The sequence below is a fragment of the Enterobacter sp. BIDMC92 genome (assembly GCF_001030225.1).
Taxonomy (GTDB): Bacteria; Pseudomonadota; Gammaproteobacteria; order Enterobacterales; family Enterobacteriaceae; genus Enterobacter; species Enterobacter sichuanensis.
Genome location: NZ_KQ087598.1, coordinates 330,151 through 350,565 on the forward strand (window position 1 = coordinate 330,151; position 20,415 = coordinate 350,565).

Annotated in this window: 19 protein-coding genes; 8 read left to right on the plus strand and 11 right to left on the minus strand. The window is 56.9% G+C overall.

The features are described 5' to 3' along the window. Positions 1-6: 6 nt before the first annotated feature. The gene (gene soxS / locus SP99_RS01555) at positions 7-333 is read right to left on the minus strand and encodes a superoxide response transcriptional regulator SoxS (RefSeq protein ID WP_013095071.1); all 327 of its coding nucleotides are present in this window, start codon (positions 331-333) and stop codon (positions 7-9) included. A 98-nt stretch (positions 334-431) separates the two neighbouring features. Between soxS and soxR the strand changes: the two genes are divergently transcribed. From soxR to SP99_RS01575, 4 genes are all read left to right on the plus strand, one after another. Next, entirely contained in the window at positions 432-890 is a 459-nt protein-coding gene (soxR, locus tag SP99_RS01560) for a redox-sensitive transcriptional activator SoxR (protein ID WP_025757852.1), read from the plus strand. A gap of 360 nt (positions 891-1,250) precedes the next feature. After that, the gene (locus SP99_RS01565; RefSeq protein WP_047957551.1) at positions 1,251-1,922 is read left to right on the plus strand and encodes a glutathione S-transferase family protein; all 672 of its coding nucleotides are present in this window, start codon (positions 1,251-1,253) and stop codon (positions 1,920-1,922) included. Positions 1,923-2,217: 295 nt separating this feature from the next. Continuing rightward, positions 2,218-3,567: a guanine/hypoxanthine transporter GhxP gene (gene ghxP / locus SP99_RS01570; protein ID WP_045285548.1), complete on the plus strand. Its 1,350-nt coding sequence runs from the start codon at positions 2,218-2,220 to the stop codon at positions 3,565-3,567. 150 nt (positions 3,568-3,717) lie between these two features. Then, entirely contained in the window at positions 3,718-5,364 is a 1,647-nt protein-coding gene (locus SP99_RS01575) for a Na+/H+ antiporter (RefSeq protein WP_025757855.1), read from the plus strand. Positions 5,365-5,445: 81 nt separating this feature from the next. Here SP99_RS01575 and SP99_RS01580 read toward each other — a convergent pair whose 3' ends face one another. After that, positions 5,446-6,333 carry a LysR family transcriptional regulator gene (locus SP99_RS01580; RefSeq protein ID WP_025757856.1) on the minus strand — a complete coding sequence of 296 codons (888 nt, stop codon included), beginning with the start codon at positions 6,331-6,333 and terminating at the stop codon, positions 5,446-5,448. Positions 6,334-6,435: 102 nt separating this feature from the next. Between SP99_RS01580 and SP99_RS01585 the strand changes: the two genes are divergently transcribed. Next, positions 6,436-6,846: a CidA/LrgA family protein gene (locus SP99_RS01585; protein ID WP_047957552.1), complete on the plus strand. Its 411-nt coding sequence runs from the start codon at positions 6,436-6,438 to the stop codon at positions 6,844-6,846. Next, positions 6,839-7,528: an LrgB family protein gene (locus SP99_RS01590; RefSeq protein WP_025757859.1), complete on the plus strand. Its 690-nt coding sequence runs from the start codon at positions 6,839-6,841 to the stop codon at positions 7,526-7,528. The genes SP99_RS01585 and SP99_RS01590 overlap by 8 nt, the downstream gene beginning before the upstream one ends. Positions 7,529-7,560: 32 nt before the next feature. On the opposite strand, the gene actP is transcribed toward SP99_RS01590, so the two are convergent. The 3 genes from actP to acs form a co-directional block, all read right to left on the minus strand. Beyond that, complete coding sequence (gene actP / locus SP99_RS01595; RefSeq protein ID WP_045285546.1) at positions 7,561-9,210, minus strand: cation/acetate symporter ActP; 1,650 nt, start codon at positions 9,208-9,210, stop codon at positions 7,561-7,563. Beyond that, positions 9,207-9,521: a DUF485 domain-containing protein gene (locus SP99_RS01600; protein ID WP_025757861.1), complete on the minus strand. Its 315-nt coding sequence runs from the start codon at positions 9,519-9,521 to the stop codon at positions 9,207-9,209. The genes actP and SP99_RS01600 overlap by 4 nt, the downstream gene beginning before the upstream one ends. 136 nt (positions 9,522-9,657) lie before the next feature. Continuing rightward, on the minus strand, positions 9,658-11,616 hold the full coding sequence (acs, locus tag SP99_RS01605; protein WP_047957553.1) for an acetate--CoA ligase: 1,959 nt from the start codon (positions 11,614-11,616) through the stop codon (positions 9,658-9,660). Positions 11,617-12,039: 423 nt separating this feature from the next. Between acs and gltP the strand changes: the two genes are divergently transcribed. Then, positions 12,040-13,353 carry a glutamate/aspartate:proton symporter GltP gene (gene gltP, locus SP99_RS01610; RefSeq protein WP_045285544.1) on the plus strand — a complete coding sequence of 438 codons (1,314 nt, stop codon included), beginning with the start codon at positions 12,040-12,042 and terminating at the stop codon, positions 13,351-13,353. An 80-nt stretch (positions 13,354-13,433) separates the two neighbouring features. On the opposite strand, the gene SP99_RS01615 is transcribed toward gltP, so the two are convergent. The 3 genes from SP99_RS01615 to fdhF form a co-directional block, all read right to left on the minus strand. Beyond that, positions 13,434-14,108, minus strand: coding sequence for a tetratricopeptide repeat protein (locus tag SP99_RS01615; RefSeq protein ID WP_047957554.1), 675 nt, complete (start codon positions 14,106-14,108; stop codon positions 13,434-13,436). A 121-nt stretch (positions 14,109-14,229) separates the two neighbouring features. Continuing rightward, the gene (locus SP99_RS01620) at positions 14,230-14,382 is read right to left on the minus strand and encodes a Hok/Gef family protein (protein ID WP_028015189.1); all 153 of its coding nucleotides are present in this window, start codon (positions 14,380-14,382) and stop codon (positions 14,230-14,232) included. A 324-nt stretch (positions 14,383-14,706) separates the two neighbouring features. After that, positions 14,707-16,854 (minus strand): formate dehydrogenase subunit alpha, encoded by a 2,148-nt coding sequence (gene fdhF, locus SP99_RS01625; protein ID WP_082137882.1) that lies wholly within the window; start codon positions 16,852-16,854, stop codon positions 14,707-14,709. 257 nt (positions 16,855-17,111) lie between these two features. Between fdhF and SP99_RS01635 the strand changes: the two genes are divergently transcribed. After that, entirely contained in the window at positions 17,112-17,843 is a 732-nt protein-coding gene (locus SP99_RS01635) for a response regulator (protein ID WP_047957556.1), read from the plus strand. Here SP99_RS01635 and SP99_RS01640 read toward each other — a convergent pair. The 3 genes from SP99_RS01640 to SP99_RS01650 are packed head-to-tail and all read right to left on the minus strand — an operon-like array spanning position 17,840 to position 20,401. Then, on the minus strand, positions 17,840-18,847 hold the full coding sequence (locus SP99_RS01640) for a carbohydrate kinase family protein (protein WP_156167782.1): 1,008 nt from the start codon (positions 18,845-18,847) through the stop codon (positions 17,840-17,842). The genes SP99_RS01635 and SP99_RS01640 overlap by 4 nt on opposite strands. Beyond that, positions 18,844-19,704, minus strand: coding sequence for a ketose 1,6-bisphosphate aldolase (locus tag SP99_RS01645; RefSeq protein ID WP_047957558.1), 861 nt, complete (start codon positions 19,702-19,704; stop codon positions 18,844-18,846). Before SP99_RS01645 ends, SP99_RS01640 begins: the two co-directional genes overlap by 4 nt. Before the next feature lie 10 nt (positions 19,705-19,714). Next, complete coding sequence (locus tag SP99_RS01650; protein ID WP_047957559.1) at positions 19,715-20,401, minus strand: D-lyxose/D-mannose isomerase; 687 nt, start codon at positions 20,399-20,401, stop codon at positions 19,715-19,717. Positions 20,402-20,415 lie beyond the last annotated feature (14 nt).

Consider the following 20,415-nt stretch of genomic DNA (forward strand, 5'->3'; position numbering starts at 1 on the left):
TCGTACTTAGTTCAACTGGTGGCGATAATCGCTCGGCGTGCGGTCAAACTCACGGCGAAATACGCGGGAAAAGGTCTGTTGCGACACGTAGCCAAGATCCATCGCGATATCAAATATCGGCCGCTGCGTTGAGCGTAACGCCTGCGCCGCCAGCAGCAGTCTGCGCTGACGGATGTACTCACCCAGCGTCTGATGCATAACCGTGCGGAACATTCGCTGTAAATACCATTTCGAATAGCCCGACTTTTTAGCGACCACATCAATGTTCAACGGTTGGTCGATATGTTCATCAATCCATTCAATAAGCGTCTGAATAATCTGCTGATGCGACATAAGGTTGCCCCTCTGTAGATACAACTATCTCGGTTAATTCGTCGTTTTCTCTGCGGGGGAGTATAATTCCTCAAGTTAACTTGAGGTAAAGAGGTTTTATGGAAAAGAGATTGCCGCGAATAAAAGCGCTTTTAACCCCCGGTGAAGTGGCTAAGCGAAGCGGTGTTGCCGTGTCGGCGCTCCACTTCTATGAAAGCAAAGGGTTAATTAAAAGCATTCGTAACGCCGGAAACCAGCGGCGCTACACCCGCGACGTGCTCCGCTACGTGGCGATTATCAAAATTGCGCAACGAATCGGTATTCCCCTGGCCACGATTGGCGAAGCCTTTGGCGTACTGCCGGAAGGGCATACGCTGAGCCCGAAAGAGTGGAAAGAGCTGTCATCCCAGTGGCGTGAAGAGCTGGACAGGCGTATCCATACGCTGGTCGCCCTGCGTGATGAACTGGATGGCTGCATTGGCTGCGGGTGTTTGTCGCGTAGCGATTGTCCGCTGCGTAACCCGGGAGACAGGCTGGGCGAGCAGGGGACGGGGGCGCGGTTGCTGGAAGAGGATTGAGATCGGTTTGCCGGGTGTCGGCTGCGCCTTACCCGGCCTGCAAAACCGAGAACCCAGGCCGGGTAAGCGAAGCGCCACCCGGCAAAAAGCATAATAAAGAACTAAAGCGCCACATAAGGGCGCTTTAGTTTTTCCCGGTCTTTGTCTTTCACTCTATCCCGCTGGTTCACGGGAGGGTTTCCCCCGACATCAGCACCCCTCGTGTCGAGCTGGTTGGGGAGGTTCCGGATTGTGCTGACACTTTAATTCTATGCAAGACCCGTTTTTTCGCCAGCCGCCCCCACGCTTTTTTAGCCGAATTTTTTTCGCGGTGTTGTTCGATTTTCTATAGTTAAAAAGTATGAATAACAGGAGAAAACCATGCTCACGGTACACCACCTCAACCAGTCGCGCTCGCACCGCGTGATCTGGGCGCTGGAAGAACTCGCGCTGCCGTATGAGATCGTTCACTACCAGCGGGAAAAGAACATGCTGGCACCGGCCTCCCTGAAAAAGGTGCATCCGCTGGGCAAATCACCGGTTATTGAAGATAACGGACTGATCCTTGCCGAGTCCGGCGCCATTCTGGAATACCTGCAGGAAACGTACGATCCCGAGTCCCGGCTTAAGCCTTTAGATCCGGCCCATAAGGTGCAGTACCGCTTCTGGCTGCATTACGCGGAAGGATCGCTGATGCCGCTGCTGTTAATGAAGCTGGTCTTTAATAGTCTCGGCAAGCCACCCGTGCCGTTTGGTATCAGAACCCTGGGGAAAGCGCTGGGGCAAGGGGTGCAGAAAGCGTATCTCAACCGTCAGCTGGAAACCCATGCGCGCTTTATTGAATCACATCTTGCTGAAAACAGCTGGTTTGCCGGGAAAGCGCTCAGTATGGCCGACATTCAGATGAGCTTTCCGATCTTTGCCCTGCTGGCACGCGGCGGTATTAACAACCTGCCGCATATTCAGGCATGGAAGACAAAGGTGGAGAACAGCCCGGGCTGGCAAAAAACCCTGGAGAAGGGTGGCCCGCTATCTATCCCGGGTGAGGATTGAAATGTAAACACATTGCGCATAAACGATAACGTTTGCGCATCCTCTGTTTATTTCTTCAGCGTCATAAGTGAATTTTAGCGAAAAACGATAAAGTTCAGTTGAAAAGGGCGGGTATTAGGCTGGATAATCGTTTGCCTTAATTTGACCACCCGTTTGTAAGTGCGGAGCTAAACGTTTGCTTTTTTTTGCGACGCCCTTTCGTCGCAAACGCAACACAAGGATTTGACGTTTAGCTGGCAGCGGCGTCTCCACCTTGCTTACAGACTTCCTAAAAAACTCTCAGGGGATGTTTTCTATGTCTACGCCATCTGCGCGTACTGGCGGTTCACTTGACGCCATGTTTAAAATTTCGGCTCGCGGCAGCACCGTGCGCCAGGAAATCGTTGCCGGTTTGACAACGTTTCTGGCGATGGTTTACTCCGTCATCGTGGTGCCGGGCATGCTGGGCAAAGCGGGCTTCCCGCCCGCGGCGGTCTTTGTGGCGACCTGTCTGGTGGCCGGTGTCGGCTCTATCGTGATGGGCCTGTGGGCGAACCTGCCGCTGGCGATTGGTTGCGCCATCTCTCTGACCGCGTTTACCGCGTTCAGCCTGGTGCTGGGCCAGCAGATCAGCGTCCCGGTTGCGCTGGGTGCCGTGTTCCTGATGGGCGTGCTGTTTACCGTTATTTCAGCGACCGGTATCCGTAGCTGGATCTTGCGCAACCTGCCGCAGGGCGTGGCGCACGGTACCGGCATCGGTATCGGCCTGTTCCTGCTGCTGATCGCCGCCAACGGCGTCGGTCTGGTCATCAAGAACCCGCTGGACGGTCTGCCGGTGGCGCTGGGTCATTTCGCCAGCTTCCCGGTGATTATGTCGCTGATCGGCCTGGCGGTGATTATCGGTCTGGAAAAACTGAAAGTCCCGGGCGGCATTCTGCTGACGATTATCGGCGTCTCCATTGTCGGCCTGATTTTCGATCCGAATGTTCACTTCTCCGGCATTTTCGCCATGCCGTCGCTGAGCGATGATAAAGGCAATTCCCTGATTGGCAGCCTGGATATCGTTGGCGCGCTGAACCCGGTGATCCTGCCAAGCGTGCTGGCGCTGGTGATGACCGCCGTGTTTGATGCGACCGGGACCATCCGTGCGGTTGCGGGGCAGGCAAACCTGCTGGATAAAGACGGCCAGATTATTGATGGTGGCAAAGCGCTGACCACCGACTCCCTGAGCAGCGTCTTCTCTGGCCTGGTGGGCGCGGCGCCTGCGGCAGTGTATATCGAGTCCGCAGCGGGCACGGCGGCAGGCGGTAAAACCGGCCTGACAGCGATCACCGTTGGCGTGCTGTTCATGCTGATCCTGTTCCTCTCGCCACTCTCCTATCTGGTTCCGGCCTACGCGACCGCGCCAGCGCTGATGTACGTTGGCCTGCTGATGCTGAGCAACGTGGCGAAAATCGACTTCGCGGATTTCGTCGACGCCATGTCAGGTCTGATTACCGCGGTGTTTATCGTGCTGACCTGTAACATCGTGACCGGCATTATGATCGGCTTCGCGTCGCTGGTGATTGGCCGAGTGGTCTCCGGTGAGTGGCGCAAGCTGAACGTGGGTACCGTGGTTATTGCCGTTGCGCTGGTGGCGTTCTACGCGGGCGGCTGGGCAATCTGAGTTGTCCTTTGATGCGAAAACGGGTGGCTCAGGCCGCCCGTTTTTATTTTCAGGACTCATCCTGTTGCCTTTTACGTTACTCTGGGGAAGATAGAATAAAAGGCACGACGCCTTCCGTAGTAAATAAGCAACACAGCAAACAGGGAACGCATGGAAATCTTCTTCACAATACTCATCATGACCCTTGTGGTCTCGCTATCCGGGGTGGTTACACGCGTACTGCCCTTTCAGGTCCCCCTGCCATTAATGCAAATTGCCATCGGCGCGCTGCTGGCGTGGCCGACGTTTGGCCTGCACGTGGAATTTGACCCCGAACTGTTCCTCGTGCTGTTTATCCCGCCACTGCTGTTTGCCGATGGCTGGAAAACGCCGACGCGTGAGTTCCTTGAGCACGGACGAGAGATCCTGGGCCTGGCGCTGGCGCTGGTGGTGGTCACCGTGGTCGGGATTGGTTTTCTCATCTACTGGGCCGTACCAGGCATCCCATTAATTCCGGCTTTTGCGCTGGCCGCCGTGCTGTCGCCAACCGATGCCGTGGCGCTGTCCGGCATTGTGGGTGAAGGCCGTATTCCGAAGAAAATCATGGGGATTTTACAGGGTGAGGCGCTGATGAATGACGCCTCCGGTCTGGTCGCCCTGAAATTTGCCGTGGCCGTGGCGATGGGGACGATGGTCTTTACCGTCGGCGGCGCGACCCTGGAGTTCTTTAAGGTGGCCATTGGCGGGATCCTGGCAGGCTTCGTGGTGAGCTGGTTGTACGGCCGCTCATTGCGCTTCCTCAGCCGCTGGGGCGGCGATGAGCCGGCGACGCAGATTGTGCTGCTGTTCCTGCTGCCGTTTGCCTCTTATCTGATTGCTGAACATATTGGCGTGTCGGGCATTCTGGCGGCGGTTGCGGCAGGGATGACCATCACCCGCTCCGGCGTGATGCGCCGCGCGCCGCTGGCCATGCGCCTGCGTGCCAACAGCACCTGGGCCATGCTGGAATTTGTCTTTAACGGCATGGTGTTCCTGCTGTTGGGCCTGCAGTTGCCGGGCATTATGGAATCCTCGCTGGTGGCGGCCGAAGCCGACCCGAACGTTGAGGTCTGGATGCTGTTTACCGACATCGTGCTGATTTACCTGGCGCTGATGCTGGTGCGTTTCGGCTGGCTGTGGACGATGAAAAAGTTCAGCGTGCGCTTCCTGAAGAAAAAACCGATGGAGTTCGGCTCGTGGACCACGCGTGAGCTGCTGATTGCCTCTTTTGCCGGCGTGCGCGGGGCGATCACCCTCGCCGGTGTGCTCTCCATTCCGCTGTTGCTGCCCACGGGGGATGTCTTCCCGGCGCGTTACGAGCTGGTGTTCCTGGCGGCGGGCGTGATCCTGTTCTCCCTGTTTGTCGGCGTGATTATGCTGCCGATTTTGCTGCAGCATATTGACGCGGGGGACTCGACTCAGCAGCACAAAGAGGAGCGTATCGCGCGTGCGGCCACCGCTGAAGTGGCGATTGTCGCGATTCAAAAAATGGAAGAGCGTCTGGCTGCGGATGCGGAAGAGAACATCGACAATCAGCTGCTGACGGAAGTCAGTTCCCGGGTGATTGGTAACCTGCGTCGCCGCGCCGATGGGCGTAACGACGTGGAAAGCTCGCTGCAGGAGGAGAACCTGGAGCGCCGGTTCCGCCTGGCGGCGCTGCGCTCAGAGCGTGCCGAGCTGTACCATCTGCGCGCCACGCGCCAGATCAGCAACGAGACGCTGCAAAAGCTGTTACACGATCTGGACCTGCTGGAAGCGCTGTTGATAGAGAATCAGTAGCACGCTTTTGCCCGGTGGCGCTGCGCTTCCCGGGCCTACGTCCGAACCGTAGGCCGGGTAAGGCGAAGCCGCCACCCGGCACTATTCAGACCGCACCCAAAACCCCTCACAACACTGCAACCACGCCTGCGCACTCTGGGACAAATAGACCCCTTCACGCCAGATCATCCCCAGTTGCCAGTGCAGGTCGCTCTCCAGAGGGATCCAGCGCAGCGTGTTTTTATCCAGACGTTCGCATATCGGCTGCGGCAGGATGGCAATGCCTACGCCTGCCTGCACCATCGCCGCCAGGAAATCCCACTGGCCGCTGCGCACTGCAATGCGCGGCTTAACGTTATGGTGTTGAAACAGCGTCATCAGCTGTCGGCTTAAGGCGAAGTCTTCGTTGTAGATCAACAGAGGGTGCTCACCGAGCAATTCAGGCTTCACCGAGTCTCTCTTCAGCCAGTCGCCGGAGCGGGGAACCAGCACGCACAGCGGGTGGCTAAAGAGCGGAAGCGTCGCCAGACCGCTCTCTTCCTCAACGGGGAGGGCGGTCATTGCCACATCGAGCTCACCGTTGGTGACGGCCTGCTGTACGGTTAACCCACCAAACTCCGAAATCTTCAGCTCAACGCCGGGGTAACGCTGGCGAAACAGGCTTATCGGCCCGGCCATCATCATTCCCACCATCGGTGGAATGCCGAGGCGCAGCACCCCTTTCGTCAGGTGATTTATATCATCCAGCTCCGCTTCCAGCTGGCGGAACTCCGCCAGAATCGCCAGCCCGCGTTCGAACACCACGCGTCCGGTGTCGGTCAGCAACAGCTTGCGCCCGTCGCGGATCAGCAGGGTACAGTTCAGTTCATCTTCGAGGTTTTTCAGCATCTTGCTGATGGTGGGCTGGGTAACAAACAACTTCTCCGCTGCGCGGGTAAAACTTTGCTGGCGAACCACTTCGACAAAATAGCGCAGCGTTCTTATGTCCATGATTATTCCTCGAAACTATACCTGTGATGATTTTAATTCATTTCAGTCCACACCGTGCGCTCACTATACTGGCGCCTCGTCTCATTTTTGAGGAAAACCCCCATGGCCGTGGCGTTAAGCCGTGTTACGCCTGCCGTTGTACAACGACTCCAGGTACCGGTTCAGGTACTGCTCTACGCGGGATTGTTCGTTTTCGCTGAATATCTTGTCGGCTGGCTCCATCTGCCGCTGCCTGCCAACCTGGTGGGGATGCTGCTGATGCTGACGCTTATCCTCTGTCGCGTGATCCCCCTTAACTGGGTACGCGCCGGCGCGCGCTGGCTGTTAGCAGAGATGCTGCTGTTTTTTGTCCCTGCCGTGGTGGCGGTGGTGAACTATGCCCAACTGCTGATGGTGGACGGCTGGCGCATCTTCGTGGTCATCGCACTGAGTACGCTGATGGTGCTGGGGGCGACCGCCTGGGTGGTGGATAAAGTCTATCGCTTTGAAATCTGCAGGCACAAACATGACTAACTTTCAGATAAGCGTCCTGTGCCTGATTGCTACGCTGGGGATCTACTTCGCCAACAAGCGGCTGTATCGCCGTTTTCATGCTCTGCCGCTGATGCCGCTGGTCTTCACACCAATCCTGCTGGTGCTGATGTTGGTCTTTGGTCATATCTCCTGGCAGGACTACATTGGTGAATCCCACTGGCTGCTGTGGCTGCTTGGCCCGGCGACCATCGCCTTTGCCGTTCCCGTTTACGACAACCTGGCGATCATCAAACGCCACTGGATGTCGCTCAGCGCAGGCGTGCTCACCGCCACGGTGGTGGCGGTCTGTAGCTCCGTCTGGCTGGCACGGCTGTTTACGCTGCCCGATGAAATTCAGCGCAGCCTGGCCGTGCGTTCGGTGACCACGCCGTTTGCGCTGGCGGCCGCGAAACCGCTTGGTGGGCAGCCGGATCTGGTGGCGCTGTTCGTGGTGGTGACGGGCGTTTTTGGGATGGCGGTCGGCGATATGCTCTTTCTGCGGCTTTCTATTCGGGAAGGGATGGCCAAAGGCGCAGGGTTTGGCGCGGCGTCGCACGGCGCGGGCACGGCACGTTCGTATGAACTGGGTCAGCAGGAGGGCGTAGTGGCAAGCCTGGTGATGATGCTTTCAGGCGTGGTGATGGTGCTGATTGCGCCGCTGGTGGCGTGGGTGATGTTTTAAGCTCCCCGGCCAGAACGACCGGGGAGAATGGCTTAGTGCGCGCGGCCCTGCTCAACGCCGAGACCGGTTTGTGAACGGATAAACTGGGCGCGGAATTTCTCACGCTCCAGGTTACCCTCCGGCGAGTTGTCAGTGGCCGAGAAGAACCAGATACCGATGAACGCCACGGCGATTGAGAACAGCGCCGGGTATTCGTACGGGAAGATGGCGCTGGCGTGACCGAGGATTTGCACCCAGATGGTCGGACCCAGAATCATCAGGATCACTGCCGTCAACAGCCCCAGCCAGCCGCCAATCATCGCCCCACGGGTGGTCAGTTTTGACCAGTACATGGAGAGCAGAATGATTGGGAAGTTACAGCTTGCGGCAATGGAGAAGGCCAGCCCCACCATAAAGGCGATGTTCTGCTTCTCGAACAGAATGCCCAGCAGAATGGCGACCACGCCCAGCACCAGCACGGTGATTTTAGAGACTTTCAGCTCATCTCGTTCGCTTGCCCCTTTACGGAAGACGTTGGCGTAGAGGTCGTGCGACACCGCAGACGCGCCTGCGAGGGTTAAACCTGCCACCACCGCAAGAATGGTGGCGAAAGCCACGGCCGAGATAAAGCCGAGGAACAGGTTGCCCCCCACCGCATCAGCCAAGTGCACCGCTGCCATGTTGTTCCCGCCAATCAGCGCACCCGCCGCGTCTTTAAACGCCGGATTCGCCCCCACCAGCATGATGGCGCCAAAGCCGATGATAAAGGTCAGGATATAGAAGTAACCCATGAAACCGGTGGCGTAGAAGACGCTCTTACGCGCTTCTCGCGCATCGCTCACGGTGAAGAAGCGCATCAGGATGTGAGGCAGGCCAGCGGTACCGAACATCAGGCCCAGACCGAGGGACAGGGCAGAAATCGGGTCTTTCACCAGCCCCCCCGGACTCATGATGGCTTCCCCTTTCGGGTGGACCGCCATCGCTTCGGTAAACAGGTTATTGAAGCTGAACCCGACGTGCTTCATCACCATAAAGGCCATAAAGCTGGCGCCGAACAGCAGCAGAACCGCTTTGATAATCTGCACCCAGGTGGTCGCCAGCATGCCGCCGAACAGGACGTACATCACCATCAGGACGCCAACCAGCACAACCGCGACGTGGTAGTTCAGGCCGAACAGCAGTTCAATCAGTTTACCCGCGCCGACCATCTGCGCAATCAGGTACAGCGCCACCACCACCAGCGAACCGCAGGCGGAGAGGGAGCGAATCGGCCCCTGCTTCAGACGGTATGAGGCCACGTCTGCGAAGGTATAGCGGCCCAGGTTGCGCAAGCGTTCGGCGATCAGGAACAGAATGATCGGCCAGCCGACGAGGAAGCCGAGGGAGTAGATCAGGCCGTCATAGCCGGAGGTGTACACCAGCGCAGAAATCCCGAGGAACGAGGCCGCGGACATAAAGTCTCCCGCAATCGCCAGTCCGTTCTGGAAACCGGTAATGTTGCCGCCTGCGGTGTAGTAGTCGTTACGGGAGCGCACGCGTTTCGACGCCCAGTATGTGATATACAGCGTCAGCACGACGAAAATCAGGAACATCACAATCGCCTGCCAGTTGGTTGGCTGGCGCTGTACCTCGCCGGTAATGGCATCTGCCGCGTGGGCGGCAAAGGGAAGTGTGGCGGCTAGCGCCGTCAGGACGCGCTTCATGATGCTTTTACCTCTTGCAGTACCGCTTTATTAAGACGATCGAATTCACCGTTCGCGCGCCAGACGTAGACGCCGGTCAGCACAAATGAAACCACAATCACGCCAATCCCGATGGGAATACCGCGCGTCACGCTGGTGCCCTCGTGCAGCGGGGTACCCAGCCAGTGCGGCGCAAAGGCGATCAGCAGAATAAAGCCGACGTAGATAATCAGCATGATGATGGAAAGAATGAAGGCAAACCGTTGCCGCTTATCGACGAGCTCCCTGTAGTGCGCACTATTCTCTATCTGCTGACAAATATCGTTATTCATCACAGAGTTCTCCAGAGGTAAGGTGGGTTTGTTTTTAGTTCCCTCTCCCCTGTGGGGAGAGGGTTAGGGTGAGGGGGGGAAGGTGCGGTCTGATGCCCTCACCCCGGCCCTCTCCCGCAGGGAGAGGGAGAAAACATTATGATGGCATTGCGATGGCCTGCTTCTCTTCGAGCAGTTTTTCCACCACGCCAGGATCCGCGAGCGTTGAGGTATCACCGAGATTGCTGGTATCTCCCGCCGCGATTTTGCGCAAAATACGACGCATGATTTTTCCGGAGCGGGTTTTCGGCAGCGAATCGGTCCAGTGCAGCACGTCCGGCGTGGCAAGCGGGCCAATCTCTTTACGGACCCAGTTGCGCACCTCGGTATACAGCTCTGGCGACGGTTCTTCCCCGTGGTTCAGGGTGACGTATGCGTAAATTGCCTGGCCTTTGATGTTGTGCGGAATACCCACCACGGCCGCCTCGGCAATTTTCGGATGTGAGACCAGGGCAGATTCAATCTCCGCGGTGCCAAGACGGTGGCCGGAGACGTTCAGTACGTCGTCCACGCGTCCGGTGATCCAGTAATAGCCATCTTCGTCACGACGCGCGCCGTCGCCGCTGAAGTACATGTTTTTGAAGGTCGAGAAGTAGGTCTGCTCGAAGCGATCGTGGTCGCCGAACAGGGTACGCGCCTGGCCCGGCCAGGAGTCGACGATCACCAGGTTGCCTTCGGTGGCCCCTTCCAGAGGATGACCTTCGTTATCCACCAGCGCAGGCTGCACGCCGAAGAACGGACGGGTGGCGGAACCGGCTTTCAGCTGTGTGGCACCCGGCATCGGGGTGATCATAAAGCCGCCGGTTTCGGTCTGCCACCAGGTGTCCATCACCGGGCATTTCTCGTTACCGATTTTTTTCCAGTACCACTCCCAGGCTTCCGGGTTGATAGGCTCGCCGACGGACCCGAGAATGCGCAATGAAGAACGGTCTGTGCCTTCAATGGCTTTATCCCCTTCCGCCATTAAGGCGCGGATCGCCGTTGGGGCGGTGTAGAGGATGTTGACCTGATGTTTGTCGACGACCTGACACATCCGCGCCGGGGTCGGCCAGTTTGGCACGCCTTCAAACATCAGCGTGGTTGCGCCACAGGCCAAAGGGCCATACAGCAGGTAACTGTGTCCCGTCACCCAGCCCACGTCGGCGGTACACCAGTAGATGTCGCCAGGATGGTAGTCGAAGACGTATTTGAAAGTGGTGGCCGCATAGACCAGATAGCCGCCGGTGGTGTGCAACACCCCTTTCGGTTTGCCGGTTGAACCGGAGGTATAAAGAATGAAGAGCGGATCTTCCGCGTTCATCTCTTCCGGCTGATGCTGGTCACTGGCGTTCTCAATCAGATCGCTCCACCACAGGTCACGCCCCTCGTTCCAGTCGATTTTGCCGCCGGTGCGCTTCAGGACAATAACGTTACTTACCGTTTTAACGTTCGGGTTTTTCAGCGCTTCGTCGACATTTTTCTTCAGCGGGATACTGCGCCCTGCACGCACGCCTTCATCGGCGGTGATCACCAGCTTTGAACTGGAATCGACAATACGGCCGGCAACCGCTTCTGGCGAGAAGCCACCGAAAATAACGGAATGAATCGCGCCGATACGGGCGCAGGCCAGCATGGCCACCGCCGCTTCCGGCACCATCGGCATATAGATCGCGACCACATCGCCTTTTTTAATGCCTCTTTCCAGCAGGACGTTGGCGAAGCGGCACACGTCGCGGTGCAGTTCTTTATAGGTAATGTGTTTGCTCTGCGAGGCATCATCGCCTTCCCAGATAATGGCCGTCTCATTCCCGCGCTCGGCAAGGTGGCGGTCAAGGCAGTTCGCCGCCAGGTTCAGCGTGCCATCTTCATACCATTTAATGGAGACATTGCCGGGTGCAAAGGAGGTGTTCTTCACCTTCTGATAGGGTTTGATCCAGTCCAGGATATGGCCCTGCTCACCCCAGAAAGCGTCCGGGGCGGTGATAGATTGCTGATATTTCTCGTGGTACTGCTCCGGGTTGATCAGGCAACGGTCCGCAATGTTTGCGGGAATGTCATGTTTGTGTATTTGGCTCATGGCTTTTTTTCTCCTTGTAAGATGTTAATAATATGTCGCAAAAACGTTAATTGTAGGGGCTTTACAAGCTTTGTTTATTATTTGGGCTGCAGATCACGCATTGTTTGAACAGGTTGAAAAATGAGCGAATGAAAGTTTGAAGGAAAATAATTTATGCTGACGATTATTCACATTTATGTTTAAAAAAGCGTTTTTATAACAAACGGTTATTTATCAGAATTAGAACAAACCCCCGTCATCGTCGCTTTTATGAGTGAAATGCGTCGTTCTTTAAGGCTTGCGCAACAGGCCGCGCAAATGATACTCATACGCCGCGTTAAAAAATCCCATAAACCAACGCAACACAATGCATACCCTTTCAGTATGTCTCCGTATTCATTCACATTGCGTGACTGAGGAGCTTCATTGAGGAAGTCAGTTTCTATGAAAAACGTTAAAGTCAGCCTGGCCTGGCAGATCTTGCTAGCCCTTGTGCTGGGCATCTTACTGGGCAGTTACCTCCACTATCACAGCGACAGCCGCGAATGGCTGATTGCCAACCTGCTCTCTCCGGCAGGGGATATCTTTATTCATCTGATTAAGATGATTGTGGTACCGATTGTGATCTCGACGCTGGTGGTCGGTATTGCGGGCGTTGGCGATGCAAAACAGTTAGGCCGCATCGGGGCGAAAACCATTATCTATTTCGAAGTGATCACTACGGTCGCGATCGTTCTCGGTATCACCATGGCGAACGTGTTCCAGCCCGGTTCCGGGATCGATATGTCGCAACTGGCAACGGTGGATATTTCGAAATACCAAAGCACAACCGCTGACGTGCAAAGCCATGCGCACGGCCTGATGGGGACGATCCTGTCGCTGGTGCCGACCAATATTGTGGCGTCGATGGCGAAGGGCGAGATGTTGCCTATCATCTTCTTCTCCGTGCTGTTTGGTCTGGGACTCTCCTCGCTGCCGGCGACGCACCGTGAACCGCTGGTAACGGTGTTCCGCTCTATCTCCGAAACCATGTTTAAAGTGACCCACATGGTGATGCGTTACGCGCCGGTCGGGGTGTTTGCGCTTATTGCCGTCACCGTGGCGAACTTCGGTTTTGCCTCCCTGTGGCCGCTGGCGAAGCTGGTGATCCTGGTGCATTTCGCCATCCTGTTCTTTGCGCTGGTGGTGCTGGGGATTGTGGCGCGTCTGTGCGGGCTGAGCATCTGGATCCTGATCCGTATCCTCAAAGATGAGCTGATTCTGGCCTACTCCACGGCAAGCTCAGAGAGCGTGCTGCCGCGCATTATTGAGAAGATGGAGGCCTATGGTGCGCCGGCCTCGATTACCAGCTTCGTGGTGCCTACCGGTTACTCGTTTAACCTGGACGGTTCGACGCTGTACCAGAGTATCGCCGCTATCTTTATTGCGCAGCTGTACGGCATTGACCTGTCGCTGTGGCAGGAGATCGTGCTGGTGCTGACGCTGATGGTTACCTCAAAAGGTATCGCGGGCGTGCCGGGCGTCTCCTTCGTGGTGCTGCTGGCGACGCTGGGCAGCGTCGGCATTCCGCTGGAAGGTCTGGCGTTTATCGCCGGTGTGGACCGTATCCTCGACATGGCGCGTACGGCGCTGAACGTGGTGGGTAATGCGCTGGCGGTGCTGGTGATCGCCAAGTGGGAACACAAATTCGATCGTAAAAAAGCGCTGGCGTATGAACGCGAGGTGCTGGGTCGTTTTGATAAGACGGCCGATCGGTAAGGTAAAAAGCCCGGTGGCGCTGCGCTTACCGGGCCTACGGGGTTTGTAGGCCGGGTAAGGCGAAGCCGCCACCCGGCAGATTATTCCCCGCTCAACGCATCAAACTCTTCGCACCCCGTATCAAACCCTTCAGTACAGCTCAGGTTCAACCAGTACAGTGCTTTCTGTTTATTGGGTGTGATAAAGCCTTTCTCCCCCTGTCTGAACAACATCCCTGCCCAGTACTCGGCGTAGCCCGTACGCGAAAGGGCTGAACTCCGCTTGAACCACGAGGCGGCCTGCACGTCATCCTGTGCCACCTCTACGCCGTTGGCATAAATTAGCCCCAGCAGCAGTTGCGCATCGACCGCCGAGTCGTTGTCGATATCTTCGGTGGCCGTCTGCAGCAGTTTGATGGCCTGGGGATAGTCAGTTTTGCCTGCCTGAGTATTCACCAGAATGCGCGCCAGCATGATCGCGCCGCGTTTGCTGCCAGCAATGTTCGCCTGTTGGGCCAGGGCTTTGGCCTGCGCGTAATTACCCTGCGTAAAGAGGATTTGCGAGAGCAACCCCATGGCGTCGACATCCCCGCCTTTCGCGGCTTTCTCGGCCCACAGCGCAGACTGCTTGCTGTCGCCGGAGCTGAAGTACGTATCGGCAAGATAATACTGGGCACGGGCATCGCCGGCTTCTGCCTGTTTCTGGTACTGGCTGCCTATCTCATCCGCGCGGGCGAAGGACGTTAAAAACACTAACAACAGAAAAATGGGTTTCATGGATGCTTATCATCTGGGTACACGCCGCGCAGTATAATCGCGGGCGCAAAAGAAAAGAATGGGTGCATTAAGACCTCAGCATCCTGCAAGCCGGGCGGAACCGTTGTTCCGCCCGCAGAGGTTAGCCTGCTACACAGGCTAATTTTGCCGCCACCTCCTGATGTTCACTCTTTATTGAAAACTCGCAAAGCCTACCGCGAGTAATAAAGGTAAAGATCACTATCGTCAGGCAAATAATAAAAACGATGCCTAACGCAGTTTTTAATGGCGTCATGCCTTTTACTCCTTGTCAAAAAAAGAATAAGAGGCTACTCTCAACTTGTTGGTAGTTGAGGGAGAGTAGCCTCGGGTAAATGAAAATTTCCCGGGGCTTTCTACTTTCCGTCCCTCACTAATGCTCAAGACAGAAAGTCTTAAGCACCCGTCGTACATCTTATCTCCCTGAATTAAAATGCAAAGATGTAATTCTATTCGGCGTAAATTACATTATTTCTGCGAGCTACTTTCCAGAATGATAATCGATATTTTTAATGAATTAAGCGGAAATAAAAAGGGAGCGAATATTTCACTCCCTTTATTCAACGTTCAATTAACGGCTTCAACCCATTGCGCTTTCGCGTAGTCGGGCTTTCAGCTTGTTATATTCGTCAATCACATACTGTTCAGCCGCGTGTTGATCCGCAATCGGCTCCACGCGAACGGCGCAGTATTTATACTCCGGCGTTTTGGTTATCGGGCTGAGGTTTTCCGTCACCAGCTCGTTACAGGCACCTATCCACCACTGGTAGGTCATGTACACCGCCCCTTTGTTGGGTCGGTCACTGACCTGCGCCCGGGTGATGATCCGCCCTTTGCGCGAGTTCACCCACACCAGCGCGTCGTCCTCGATACCAAGGCGTTCCGCGTCGGCGGTGTTGATTTGCGCATAACCCGGCTCATCCGCCAGCGCCGCCAGCGCGGCGCAGTTGCCGGTCATCGAACGGCAGGAGTAGTGGCCCACTTCACGCACGGTGGAGAGCACCATCGGATACTCATCGGTGAGTTTATCGATCGGTGCGACCCAGTCGCAGGTGAAGAACTGCGCCAGCCCGTTCGGGGTGTCGAATTTCTCTTTAAAGAGATACGACGTCCCCTGGTCGGACGCTGACTCATCGCGGCAAGGCCACTGGATGTACCCCAGCTCACCCATTTTTTCATAGGTCGCGCCGGTGAAATCCGGGCAGAGATGACGCAACTCGTCCCAGATCTCCTGGGTGTTGTTGTAGTGCATCGGGTAACCCATGCGGGTGGCGATCTCGCTGATGATCTGCCAGTCCGTTTTCAGATCCCACTTCGGTTCGACCGCTTTAAAGAAGCGCTGGAATCCGCGGTCTGCCGCCGTGTAGACACCTTCATGCTCGCCCCAGGAGGTTGACGGTAAAATCACATCCGCCGCCGCCGCGGTTTTGGTCATAAAGATATCCTGGACAATCACCAGCTCCAGATCCTCAAACCCTTTGCGTACCGCAGAGAGCTCGGCATCGGTCTGGAGAGGGTCTTCACCCATGATATAGGCCGCACGCACTTCGCCATGCGCCGCCCGGTGCGGCAGCTCGCTGATGCGGTATCCGGTGTGCTCAGGCAAACTTTCCACGCCCCAGGCCTTCGCGAATTTGGCGCGGTTTTCCGGGAATTTCACATACTGATAGCCCGGATAGGTATCCGGCAGCGCCCCCATATCACAGGCGCCCTGGACGTTATTCTGTCCACGTACCGGGTTCACGCCAACATGCGCTTTGCCAAGATTGCCAGTGAGCATGGCGAGGCTGGTCAGGGAACGCACGGTTTCCACACCCTGGTAGAACTGGGTCACGCCCATACCCCACAGAATGGCGGCGGTTTTCGCCCCGGCATACATTCTTGCCGCCTGGCGGATTTCTTGCGCGCTGACGCCGGTTATCGCTTCGACCGATTCTGGCGTATAGCCTTCGACAATTTTCCGATACTCTTCAAAGCCTTCCGTACGGGTCGCAACAAACGCCTGGTCGTACAGATTCTCCTCAATAATGACGTGCCCCATGGCGTTCAACAGCGCGATGTTCGAGCCGTTTTTCAACGCAATGTGCATATCCGCAATGCGCGCGGTTTCAATTTTGCGCGGATCGCAGACGATAATTTTCGCCCCATTCTGCTTCGCGCGGATAACGTGGTTCGCGACGATAGGGTGAGAATCCGCCGGGTTATAGCCGAAAATAAACACCAGATCGGTGTTATCTATCTCATTGATCGCGTTACTCATTGCGCCGTTACCGACCGACTGGTGCAGACCTGCAACCGATGGGCCGTGTCAGACGCGAGCGCAGCAGTCGACGTTATTGGTACCAATAACGGCGCGCGCGAATTTTTGCATCACATAGTTAGTTTCATTCCCCGTTCCGCGTGAGGAGCCGGTGGTCTGAATCGCATCCGGACCATACTTGGCCTTGATGGCGCTCAGGCGGGTGGCAACGTAGTCCAGCGCCTCATTCCACGAGACGGCTTCCAGCTTGCCGCCGCGCTCGCGGCGGATCATGGGGGTTTTCAGGCGCGGGGTGAGGATTTGGGTATCGTTAATAAAATCCCAGCCGTAGTAACCTTTCAGGCAGAGCGTGCCCTGGTTGGTTTTCCCCTGTGCGGCCTCCGCCCGGACGATTTTGCCGTTATCGACCACCAGGTGGATCTTGCAACCTGAGGCACAATAAGGGCAAACCGTGACGACTTTTTTCATCAGTCTGCTCCAGTTAATCGAATCATTCGCACCCCATTATGCAGCTTCTATGCCATGTTTTTAGTGTGGGTATGCCCAGACTTTACGGCCTGCTGGCGACGAAAACGCTGACCAGAAACAGCGAATCGTCAAAATTGACGTGTCGACAGAGCAGCGGATGTGACATGGGTTGAATTTCCGTCACTGAAAAAACCATTTGACTGGAGCCGACGGCAGAATAGTTCAGACTTAACATAATCTCCTGACGGAAGCATACGATGAAACCGGCGATTCTGGTGGTTGATGACGATACGGCAGTCTGTGAACTGCTTCAGGATGTACTCAGCGAACACGTCTTTAGCGTGCTGGTCTGCCATAACGGCCAGGATGCACTGCGCCAGGTGCAGCAGGAGCCGAATATCGCGCTTGTCCTGCTGGACATGATGTTGCCGGATATCAACGGCCTGCAGGTTCTGCTGCAGCTGCAAAAGCAGCGTCCGGCGCTGCCGGTTGTGATGTTAACCGGACTGGGCAGTGAGTCAGATGTGGTGGTGGGGCTGGAGATGGGGGCCGATGATTATATTGGCAAACCGTTTAACCCGCGTGTGGTGGTCGCCCGGGTGAAAGCGGTGCTGCGCCGTACGGGCGTGCTGGCGGCAGAACCCCCCGCGGCGCCCGTCGCGGGGATTACCTTTAATGGCTGGACGCTCGACACCACCCGCTGTGAGCTCAGCGATCCGCAGCGTAATACCGTGCCCTTAACCCAGGGCGAGTACGGCCTGCTGCTGGCCCTTACGCAAAATGCCCGTCGGGTACTGAGCCGCGATCGGCTGCTTGAGCTGACCCACAGCGAAAGTGCTGATGTGTTCGATCGTACGATCGACGTGTTGATCATGCGCCTGCGCCGGAAGATCGAGGTTAACCCGCACCAGCCCGCCCTGATCAAAACCATTCGTGGGTTGGGTTACGTGTTTGCCAGCGATGTGTCCCATAGCGAGAAAGCAGCCTAACGATGCTCTTTGATAAACAGCTGCAGCTCGGCCAGCGTTTTCGCACCGTCAATGGCGTTCGCGGCCAGCAGGCTGGCCCGCGCGCAGGCATGCGCCAGATAAATACTCTCCGTCAGCGGCAGCGATTCATGGCAGCCATATAAAAAGCCCGCGCAAAAGGCATCGCCCGCGCCGACGCTGCCGATGATTTCTTCCTGTTCCAGCATCCAGGAGGGGATCCAGCGTCCTTTTTCACCCGGCGTTTCTCCCCATGCGCCTTCCGGGCAGTGGATGACCACCCGCTGGCGAACGCCCGCTGCCAGCAGCTGCGCGGCGGCTTCGGCGATATGGGCAATATGCGGGGCGTCGTTTTCGTCACGCATTGTCAGGCCGCTAAACTCGCCGGCTTCCAGTTCGTTAATCACCAGATAATCCAGATGGCGCAGGGCAGGGAGCACCAGCGGCTGATAGCGCGGGTCGCCCTTGCGGGAGACCAGGTCAAGCGAGGTTTCATACCCCTGGTCGCGCATTTGCGCCAGCAGCCGCGCGCTGCGGGTGCCAAATTCGTCATCCGGCATATCCAGGCTGTCGAGAAGCAAAAGATAGCCGAGATGGAAAATTTTCATCGATCCGTCAAGACGGTCGAAGGCAGGCAGATCCAGCAGGCGGTTGGCTCCTGGGGAGTGGAAAAAGGTGCGTTGTCCGCTGGGATCGGTCATCACCTGCGACATGGAGGTCGGGGCAAAGGTGGTGCGCTGCACGCGCTGGCGGTTGACGTGATACTGGTCGAGCATCGCCAGAATGTAGTCTCCGTCGCTGTCTTCGCCAATCAGGCCCACCGCCTGCAGCGGCAGACCAACGTGCATTTTTGCCAGCGTCAGCAGGACGTTCAGCGGCGCACCGCCGGTGGAACGTTCGCTGTGGGTGATTTCCGCCAGCCAGCCGCGCTCCGGCCATTGCACGATCTGGTGGACGTGGTCCACCAGCATATTGCCTGCGGCGATGATGCCCTTACGTTCCATTATGCCTGCCCCGCGCTGCCGAAGATGCGCATCTGTTCGGCGACCGTATCGGTAATCGCCTCTTCTATACTCAGCAGCAGCTCGGCAAACTCATCGTACAGCGGCTGACGGTTGGCCATGCGCTGAGCCACGGCGGCGAGCGCGGCCTGCGACATGCCGGTGTAAAAATTGATTTTATGAATACCCAACTCGATGGCGCGACGAAAATCGGCATCGCTAATGCCGGAGCCGCCGTGCAGCACCAGCGGCAGCCCCGTCTGCTGGCGAATGGCGTCCAGGCGCGGGAAATCGAGTTTCGGCTCGCCCCTGTATTTGCCGTGCGCGTTGCCAATAGCGACCGCCAGTGCGTCAATGCCGGTTGAATCGACAAATTCCCGCGCCCGCAGTGGGTCGGTAAAACAGGCTTCATCCGCATGCCCGTAAAGCGCGCCGCCTTCATCGCCACCGACTGCGCCAAGCTCAGCCTCCACCGAGACGCCCACAGCATGGCACATCTTCACCACTTCCCGCGTCTGGCGGATGTTTTCCTCGTAGCTCAGCGTTGAGCCATCGAACATCACGGAGCTGAACCCTAAGCGCAGGGCGCGCACGACGGCGTCAAAATGCAGGCCATGGTCGAGGTTGAGCACCACGGGAATATCATGGCGAGCGGCCTCAAACTTAACCGCTTCGACAAGCGAATCCAGCGACACGTACTTAAAGTGCACTTCGGCGATGTTGATGATAAAAGGCGAGCGTTCCTGCTTTGCGGCGGCGAACAGCCCGCGCAGAAAATGGGAGTCGAGCACGTTAAACGCGCCCAGCGCATAGTGGTGCTGTCTGGCGTGGGCAAGACCGTCGGCAAGCGAAATCAGTGGCATCATTTACCCCTTATATCCGAAACAGGTTGTACTCGTTGCACAGCACCAGCACCGCCGGTTCGTCTTCTTCAATATTGTTATAGCGGGCAACGGGCTGTAAAAAGTGGTTGTCGTGTTCATCGTCATTGACCGATGACACTTCCCCGACCAGCACGTCGCCGAAGCCGCGCTCGCCCCAGAAACTGTGGTAAAGACCGGGTGTCAGGCAGATGCTCTCCCCTGGGGTGAGGCGCAACTGGCTGCCGGGCGCGTGGGTCTGGCGGCAACCGTCGACGGTGACCGTCACGTCGGTGTTTTCCGTCTCTTCATGCGCGCCGGCGTTCCACAATTCCACGATCAGATTGCCGCCGCCCCGGTTGATGATGTCTTCGCGTTTACGCCAGTGAAAGTGCATCGGCGTGACCTGGCCGTCGCGCACGTGCATGATTTTTTCGGCATAGCTTTTTTCATAGGGCATGCCGTTCGGTGAGCCATTGCGCAGGGTAAACAGCGTGAGCCCCTGTGCGGCAAAGTTGTTGCCACCGAACGCCGTCACGTCCCAGCCGAGCTTAAGGTCAAACACTTCCCGCCAGACGGCGCGATCGAGCTGTTGCCATTTCGTGGGCGGAAAGCTGGCAAACGGTGGGAGGTGTACGTCGTGCATGGAGAAGAACTGTCGCGTGTGGCCGAGGATTTCATTGATGTCGGAGCGTTTCATGGGGACTCCTTCGA

Bases quoted from the DNA above. Each gene is read 5' to 3' on its own strand.
- soxS (WP_013095071.1), bottom strand. From the start codon at position 333: ATGTCGCATCAGCAGATTATTCAGACGCTTATTGAATGGATTGATGAA.
- soxR (WP_025757852.1), top strand. From the start codon at position 432: ATGGAAAAGAGATTGCCGCGAATAAAAGCGCTTTTAACCCCCGGTGAA.
- SP99_RS01565 (WP_047957551.1), top strand. From the start codon at position 1,251: ATGCTCACGGTACACCACCTCAACCAGTCGCGCTCGCACCGCGTGATC.
- ghxP (WP_045285548.1), top strand. From the start codon at position 2,218: ATGTCTACGCCATCTGCGCGTACTGGCGGTTCACTTGACGCCATGTTT.
- SP99_RS01575 (WP_025757855.1), top strand. From the start codon at position 3,718: ATGGAAATCTTCTTCACAATACTCATCATGACCCTTGTGGTCTCGCTA.
- SP99_RS01580 (WP_025757856.1), bottom strand. From the start codon at position 6,333: ATGGACATAAGAACGCTGCGCTATTTTGTCGAAGTGGTTCGCCAGCAA.
- SP99_RS01585 (WP_047957552.1), top strand. From the start codon at position 6,436: ATGGCCGTGGCGTTAAGCCGTGTTACGCCTGCCGTTGTACAACGACTC.
- SP99_RS01590 (WP_025757859.1), top strand. From the start codon at position 6,839: ATGACTAACTTTCAGATAAGCGTCCTGTGCCTGATTGCTACGCTGGGG.
- actP (WP_045285546.1), bottom strand. From the start codon at position 9,210: ATGAAGCGCGTCCTGACGGCGCTAGCCGCCACACTTCCCTTTGCCGCC.
- SP99_RS01600 (WP_025757861.1), bottom strand. From the start codon at position 9,521: ATGAATAACGATATTTGTCAGCAGATAGAGAATAGTGCGCACTACAGG.
- acs (WP_047957553.1), bottom strand. From the start codon at position 11,616: ATGAGCCAAATACACAAACATGACATTCCCGCAAACATTGCGGACCGT.
- gltP (WP_045285544.1), top strand. From the start codon at position 12,040: ATGAAAAACGTTAAAGTCAGCCTGGCCTGGCAGATCTTGCTAGCCCTT.
- SP99_RS01615 (WP_047957554.1), bottom strand. From the start codon at position 14,108: ATGAAACCCATTTTTCTGTTGTTAGTGTTTTTAACGTCCTTCGCCCGC.
- SP99_RS01620 (WP_028015189.1), bottom strand. From the start codon at position 14,382: ATGACGCCATTAAAAACTGCGTTAGGCATCGTTTTTATTATTTGCCTG.
- SP99_RS01635 (WP_047957556.1), top strand. From the start codon at position 17,112: ATGAAACCGGCGATTCTGGTGGTTGATGACGATACGGCAGTCTGTGAA.
- SP99_RS01645 (WP_047957558.1), bottom strand. From the start codon at position 19,704: ATGCCACTGATTTCGCTTGCCGACGGTCTTGCCCACGCCAGACAGCAC.
- SP99_RS01650 (WP_047957559.1), bottom strand. From the start codon at position 20,401: ATGAAACGCTCCGACATCAATGAAATCCTCGGCCACACGCGACAGTTC.